Source organism: Actinomycetota bacterium (genome assembly GCA_009923495.1).
Taxonomy (GTDB): Bacteria; Actinomycetota; Actinomycetes; order S36-B12; family UBA5976; genus UBA5976.
The window spans coordinates 48,626-55,274 of the sequence record RFTJ01000007.1; the positions used below are offsets into that span (position 1 = coordinate 48,626).

A 6,649-nucleotide genomic window follows, 5' to 3' on the forward strand; every position below is an offset into this window, starting at 1 on the left:
AACCAGTGGCCCCATTTGCGTATTATTTAAGTTAATTCTTTGACTCATCGGTCACTAGATGCTCCAATCAAAAATTGGCCCCCACATCCAAAGATGCAGGGGCCAAAAAAGTTTTGAACTTTAGAAGTCCATGTCGCCGCCACCTGGCATTGCTGGAGCAGCCTTCTCTGGCTTGTCCGCAATTACTGCTTCGGTGGTTAGGAACAGCGCAGCAATAGAAGATGCATTCTGCAATGCACTTCGAGTTACTTTCGCTGGATCAATGATGCCGGCCTTAATTAGGTCCACATATTCGCCAGTTGCCGCATTAAGGCCAAATCCTGATTCAAGATTGCGGACCTTTTCAGCAACAACGCCGCCTTCAAGACCTGCGTTGGTAGCAATCTGCTTTAGCGGCGCTTCAACAGCGACCTTGACGATATTTGCACCAACAGCTTCTTCGCCCTCAACAACTAAAGATTTGAATGCCTTTTCAGATGCTTGAAGAAGTGCAACACCGCCCCCGGCAACGATGCCTTCTTCTACTGCAGCTTTGGCATTACGGACTGCATCTTCGATGCGGTGCTTGCGCTCTTTTAGCTCAACTTCAGTTGCGGCTCCCGCTTTGATGACTGCAACGCCACCAGCAAGCTTTGCGAGGCGTTCTTGCAATTTCTCGCGGTCGTAATCACTGTCGGTCTTTTCAATTTCATTGCGGATCTGAGTTACTCGACCAGCAATCTGATCTGCATCGCCAGAACCTTCAACGATTGTGGTTTCGTCCTTGGTTACAACAACCTTGCGAGCCTTGCCCAACAATTCAATGTCCGTATTTTCCAGTTTGAGGCCAACCTCTTCGCTGATTACTTGAGCGCCAGTCAAAATTGCAATGTCTTGCAACATTGCTTTACGGCGATCGCCAAAGCCTGGTGCTTTCACTGCAACGGAACGGAAGTTTCCGCGAATCTTGTTCACAACTAGAGTCGCAAGGGCTTCGCCTTCGACATCTTCAGCGATGATGGCAAGTGGTTTGCCACTCTGCATTACCTTTTCCAAGACAGGAACAAGATCTTTCACTGATGAAATTTTTGAGTTAGCAATCAAAATGTATGGGTCCTCAAGTACTGCCTCCATACGCTCTGGATCAGTTACGAAGTAGGGCGAGATGTAGCCCTTGTCAAAGCGCATACCTTCAGTAAGTTCTAGTTCCAATCCAAAAGTGTTGCTCTCTTCAACGGTAATAACACCTTCTTTGCCGACTTTGTCCATAGCCTCGGCAATCATTTGTCCGATTTGTGGATCTGCAGCTGAGATAGATGCTGTTGCAGCAATCTGTTCTTTTGAATCGACTTTTTGTGCCATTGCTAGAAGTTCGGCACTGATGGCAGCAACTGCCTTTTCAATACCGCGCTTTAACACCATCGGATTTGCACCGGCCGCAACGTTACGCAATCCTTCACGCACTAGCGCCTGAGCAAGGACGGTTGCAGTAGTAGTTCCGTCACCTGCTACATCATCGGTCTTCTTGGCGACTTCTTTAACGAGTTCAGCGCCAATTTTCTCGTATGGATCTTCTAGTTCGATTTCTTTTGCAATAGAAACGCCATCATTGGTGATGGTCGGAGCGCCCCATTTTTTCTCGAGCACAACATTTCGACCCTTTGGGCCAAGTGTGACGCGAACTGCGTCAGCAAGTGTGTTCATTCCACGCTCAAGTGCGCGACGGGCTTCCTCATCGAAAGCGATCATCTTTGACATGTGTGATTCCTTTTGTGCCAAACGGTTTTGGAGCTTGAGCTCCCGGTTTATTATCACTCGGGGCTACCGAGTGCTAATCCTATTGTTGGCACTCTGACCCCTAGAGTGCAAATCGGGGCGAGAATCTGGGCATAAATAAAGGGCCCCAGATTAAACTGAGGCCCTTTATTCGCTAAAAATTAAGCTGAAACCGGGCGGACGTGTTCTGCCTGTGGACCCTTTGGTCCTTCGCCAATTTCGAACTCAACTCGCTGGTCCTGTTCGAGCGTCTTGAATCCGTCACCCTCAATTGCTGAGTAATGAACGAAGACGTCGCGGTCGGTGCCATCAACTTCAACGAAGCCGTAGCCCTTTTCCTGATTGAACCACTTAACAGTGCCTAACATGGCATCTCTTTCTTTTGGGGGCGAACTAACGTTTGTTAGTCCGGGCCTTGCTCCCTGCCCACCAAAGTGAGAGTTCGCAGCTTGCTCGCGAATCTGTGTCTTCGAGTCTTGCTCTCTAACTGCCTTGCGCTTGCGGTCGACCAAAACCAACTCTATTGCACAAATTTGGATTCAAAACGCCAAAATTGTCGATTTTAAGAAAATTGTTCACATTCATAACGAAATTTGATGAAGCAACCTACTTGGTTAAAACCAAGGTGAGATTATCTTGACTCAAATTGCTTGGAGCCAGAACTGCAGCTCCGCCAGTTTCAATTGCAAGTGAATCGGCAAGTTCGGCGAAGCCTGCTGGGTAATAAACGGTTGTTTGCTGTAATTGCTCGCCAGGCCAGTTGCCGATCTGATTAATCTGCCAGCCTCGGCTAGCTAAAACATTGCTAACTTGACTGGCCAACCCAACTGTGGTCGTGCCATTTAATACATTAACGCCAAGTCGCAAACTTGCGGAGGCGAATGGACTCGGCTTAGTCGATGCCGAGGCGGTGGAGCTTGGCCGCAGTTTAGTTAGAGTTAGCCCAGCGCCGGCAAGAATGCTCACGGTAATAAGCATGACTAAAAGTGGTCTAGTTACTCGATGGTTAAAGGACTGCCCAGCGGACAACTTAAGCCTCAGGAAAGTTCAATGCCGAGGCGACGTGCTGACCGTGCTCGCTGACGAGAAGCACGCATGCGCTGCAGGCGCTTTACTAACATCGGATCAAAAGCCATAGCTGCGGGCTGATCAAGGAGTGAGTTTAGAACTTGGTAGTAGCGAGTAGCCGACATGTCGAACTGTTCGCGGATTGCCTGCTCTTTGGCGCCAGCAAACTTCCACCATTGGCGTTCAAATTCAAGAATGCGTTGGTCGCGTTCCGATAAAGAACTAGCTTCATCGGAAGATGCTACGCGAGCTGGATCAATCACTCTTCAATGTTATTGGTAGACCCTGACGAACTTGCAGTTACCCCAAAGTTTTGCTGCGGTATGTCGCTCATTACTTTTACCTGGGGCCAGCGAGGGGACTTGAACCCCTAACCCCCTGTTTACAAGACAGGTGCGCTACCAATTGCGCCACGCCGGCATCGGGTCATCAAAGTCTGGCTATGAAAACCACGCCCCCACAGTCTAGAAAATTTGTCCCGAAATCCCAAAATTGGGGTCGAATAATTCGGCCGGAAAGCACTATGCCAACCGACAAATTCATGGCAGACTTAAGGGGTTGCTCACAGCAACGGCTGTAGTTAACTACTACAGACCTTTACAACGGATCGTCCGACACGTACCTGTCGGTGAAGGAGAAACATAATGGCGACTGTCCGCTTTGACCTAGCAACTCGCATTTACCCCGGTGGCACCGTTCCTGCCGTGGACAAACTTGAACTTGAAATCGCTGATGGCGAATTCCTAGTTCTCGTTGGTCCATCAGGTTGCGGTAAAACCACATCACTTCGCATGCTTGCTGGTCTAGAAGAAATCGATGAAGGTCGTATTTGGATTGGTGACCGTGATGTTACCAACGTGGCGCCGAAAGATCGCGACATCGCGATGGTGTTCCAGAACTATGCGCTGTACCCACACATGACCGTTGCCGAAAACATGGGCTTTGGTCTCAAGATTGCTGGTGTCAACAAAGGTGAGATTGCCAGCCGTGTAGCCGAAGCTGCAAAGATTCTTGACCTAACCCCATACCTAGAGCGCAAGCCAAAGGCACTTTCTGGCGGTCAGCGTCAGCGCGTTGCCATGGGTCGCGCGATCGTGCGTAACCCTCAGGTGTTCTTGATGGACGAACCGCTTTCAAACTTGGACGCAAAACTTCGCGTTCAGACCCGTACTCAGATCGCCTCATTGCAGCGTCGTCTAGGTGTGACCACTGTTTATGTGACTCACGATCAGACCGAAGCTATGACCATGGGTGATCGCGTTGCTGTTATGAAAGACGGTCTCTTGCAGCAGGTTGACACTCCGCAGAATCTATACGACAAACCACGCAATGCGTTTGTTGCCGGATTCATTGGCTCTCCTGCGATGAACTTGATTGATGTAGCAATCACAAATGGTGGCGTAGATCTAAACGGACACCATGTTCCACTTTCCCAAGATGTATTGGGTAAAGCTGCCTCTGAAGGTTCATCGACTTTGACTCTTGGTCTTCGTCCAGAAGATCTACACCTAAGCAACGATGGCTTTGAGATGCTGGTCGATCTTGTTGAACTACTTGGCGCTGATGCTTACATTTACGGTGAGGTAAAGGATGCTAATGGCGAAACCAAGATGATCACAGTTCGCGCAGACGGACGCATCACCACTCAGCGTGGCGAGACCGTACGCATTGCTTTGAACCCAGAAAATGTTCATGCATTCAGCGTGTCAACTGGCTTGAGCTACATTTACTAAATTTCTAAATAAAAAAGTCCGAGCAGTTGCTCGGACTTTTTTATTACCTAATATTTATGGGCGGCGTAACCTAGCGATTTCATAAAGGGCAATGCCAGCGGCTACGCCCGCATTTAGTGACTCGGTTTCATCAAACATCGGGATTGAGATGATGTTGTCGCAAGTATCGCGCACTAGGCGTGACATGCCAGTGGCTTCGCCACCAACCACTAGCACTATTGGTCCGGTGGCAATACTGGCTGAAAACTCACTTAACTCGAGGTCGCCATCAGCATCTAGGCCAATGATTGTGCAACCTGCTTTCCGATAGGCAGTCAGCGTGCGGGTTAAGTTCGTTGCTCGAGCTACTGGCACACGCGACGCCGCGCCCGCTGATGTTTTCCACGCCGATGCAGTCATCCCCGCTGCCCGGCGTTCTGGGACCACAACCCCGTCTGCGCCAAATGCTGCTGCGCTACGAATAACCGCGCCAAGATTACGCGGATCAGTAACACCATCAAGTGCAACAATGAACGGTTGAAATTTGTTGGCGATGGCATCATCATAGATGTCCTGTGGGTCAGCGTAAGCATAAGCAGGTATTCTTAGGGCTACACCTTGATGTACTGCACCATCTGTCATGCGGTCTAGTTCACCTCTCGGTGATTCAAGCAAACTCATACCTTGTTGATTTGCGAGTAACAAAATCTCTTTTAAGCGATCATCAGTTTCTACGTACTGCTGAACATACAATGCTGAAGCCGGAATTTCGGCTCGCAAACATTCGAGGACCGAGTTACGCCCAGCCACCCATTCGATTCCATCACGATCTTTAGGGCGACTAACTCGCTTACTCGCTGCTGCACGCCCACCTTTGATAGCTGATTTTTCAGCGGCGCGCTTGCGTTTAGCGGCCGGATGCTTTGTCCGCTCTTCGGCTTTTGGAGTTGGGCCGCGACCTTCTAAGCGCTGTTTGCCTCTACCACCGGAGCCAACTAATGGCCCCTTGCCACTTTTACGAATTGCACCTTTGCGCTTGGAATTGCCGGCCATCATCGCTCCACATTCCAGCGCACACCATCGGCGCTATCTTCTAAGACAACTCCGATGTTTTTCAATTCATCTCGAATTGCATCAGCGGTTGCAAAATCTCTTTCTGCCTTAGCTGCAGTGCGGGCTGCTATGCGCTGTTGAACAAGTGAATTAGCAATTTCAGCCAACGAATCGCTGCTAGTTGCACTGGACCAGTTCGGACTCAATGGATCAACACCCAAAACATCGAGCATCAATCGGGTCTGGGCCAATGAACTGGATGTGACCGATCGATTATTGGTCGCTAGGGCAGAGTTACCCTGCGTCACAACTCCTTGAAGTACCGCTAGAGCTGCCGGTACGTTTAGGTCTTCATTCATGGCAATAACAAACTCAGTTGGTAGCTCGGTACCTACATTCTCTGTACCGGCAACTTCACTTGCCCTGCGCACAAAGTTTTCAATCCGACCAAAAGCTACTGCTGACTCCTGTAGTGCGTCGTCAGAAAATTCGAGATTGCTCCGATAGTGCGCACTGGCTAAATACCAACGAAGTTCAATTGGGCGCACTCGTTTAACGACTTCAGTCACTAGTAAGGAATTGCCCAGTGATTTACTCATCTTTTCGCCAGATGTAGTAACCCAGGCATTGTGTAACCAGAAGTTTGCAAAATCTGAACCAGCCGCCTTCGATTGGGCAACTTCGTTTTCATGATGCGGGAAAACTAAATCAAGCCCGCCGCCGTGAATGTCGAATGCCCTTCCTAAATATGCCTGCGCCATCGCCGAACATTCCAGGTGCCAGCCTGGCCGGCCGTCACCCCAAGGAGTTGGCCAAGATGGTTCACCTGGCTTAGCTGATTTCCATAAGGCAAAGTCGCGTGGGTCTTTCTTGCGACTATCAGTTGCTGAGTCTGCGGCTGGCAATAAATCATCAATGCGCTGGCCTGATAATTGGCCATAATCGGCAAATGAGCGCACATCGAAATAGACATCGCCATCAGCGGCGTATGCATGTCCACGATCAATCAGCTCTTGCATCATAGTAACCATCTGCGTGATGTGACCAGTTGCTCGTGGCTC

The 6,649-nt window shown here is 49.7% G+C and carries 7 protein-coding genes and 1 tRNA gene; 1 reads left to right on the plus strand and 7 read right to left on the minus strand.

The genetic code is table 11. The features are described 5' to 3' along the window. Positions 1-120: 120 nt before the first annotated feature. From groL to EBS36_04205, 5 genes are all read right to left on the minus strand, one after another. The gene (gene groL, locus EBS36_04185) at positions 121-1,737 is read right to left on the minus strand and encodes a chaperonin GroEL (GenBank protein ID NBU32351.1); all 1,617 of its coding nucleotides are present in this window, start codon (positions 1,735-1,737) and stop codon (positions 121-123) included. A gap of 179 nt (positions 1,738-1,916) precedes the next feature. Beyond that, a complete protein-coding gene (locus EBS36_04190) occupies positions 1,917-2,123 on the minus strand; it encodes a cold-shock protein (GenBank protein ID NBU32352.1) in 207 nt (68 codons plus the stop codon). Positions 2,124-2,361: 238 nt separating this feature from the next. Next, positions 2,362-2,733, minus strand: a complete 372-nt coding sequence (locus tag EBS36_04195) for a LytR family transcriptional regulator (protein NBU32353.1) — start codon at positions 2,731-2,733, stop codon at positions 2,362-2,364. Positions 2,734-2,792: 59 nt separating this feature from the next. Further along, positions 2,793-3,086 (minus strand): DUF3263 domain-containing protein, encoded by a 294-nt coding sequence (locus EBS36_04200; protein ID NBU32354.1) that lies wholly within the window; start codon positions 3,084-3,086, stop codon positions 2,793-2,795. 81 nt (positions 3,087-3,167) lie between these two features. Then, positions 3,168-3,243: transfer RNA gene (locus tag EBS36_04205), tRNA-Thr, on the minus strand. Positions 3,244-3,467: 224 nt separating this feature from the next. On the opposite strand from EBS36_04205, the gene ugpC reads away from it, so the two are divergent. Then, on the plus strand, positions 3,468-4,556 hold the full coding sequence (gene ugpC / locus EBS36_04210; protein NBU32355.1) for a sn-glycerol-3-phosphate ABC transporter ATP-binding protein UgpC: 1,089 nt from the start codon (positions 3,468-3,470) through the stop codon (positions 4,554-4,556). A gap of 54 nt (positions 4,557-4,610) precedes the next feature. Here the strand turns inward: ugpC and rlmB are convergent, their stop codons facing one another. Both rlmB and EBS36_04220 read right to left on the minus strand, forming a co-directional pair. Further along, positions 4,611-5,588, minus strand: coding sequence for a 23S rRNA (guanosine(2251)-2'-O)-methyltransferase RlmB (gene rlmB / locus EBS36_04215; protein NBU32356.1), 978 nt, complete (start codon positions 5,586-5,588; stop codon positions 4,611-4,613). Then, positions 5,588-6,649, minus strand: a 1,062-nt coding sequence (locus EBS36_04220; GenBank protein ID NBU32357.1) for a cysteine--tRNA ligase, incomplete at its 5' end; no start/stop codon positions are given. The genes rlmB and EBS36_04220, both read right to left, overlap by 1 nt.

What these genes read in the sequence shown, in the direction of transcription:
- groL (NBU32351.1), bottom strand. Translation starts at nt 1,737, where the DNA reads ATGTCAAAGATGATCGCTTTCGATGAGGAAGCCCGTCGCGCACTTGAG.
- ugpC (NBU32355.1), top strand. Translation starts at nt 3,468, where the DNA reads ATGGCGACTGTCCGCTTTGACCTAGCAACTCGCATTTACCCCGGTGGC.
- EBS36_04190 (NBU32352.1), bottom strand. Translation starts at nt 2,123, where the DNA reads ATGTTAGGCACTGTTAAGTGGTTCAATCAGGAAAAGGGCTACGGCTTC.
- rlmB (NBU32356.1), bottom strand. Translation starts at nt 5,588, where the DNA reads ATGGCCGGCAATTCCAAGCGCAAAGGTGCAATTCGTAAAAGTGGCAAG.
- EBS36_04195 (NBU32353.1), bottom strand. Translation starts at nt 2,733, where the DNA reads ATGCTTATTACCGTGAGCATTCTTGCCGGCGCTGGGCTAACTCTAACT.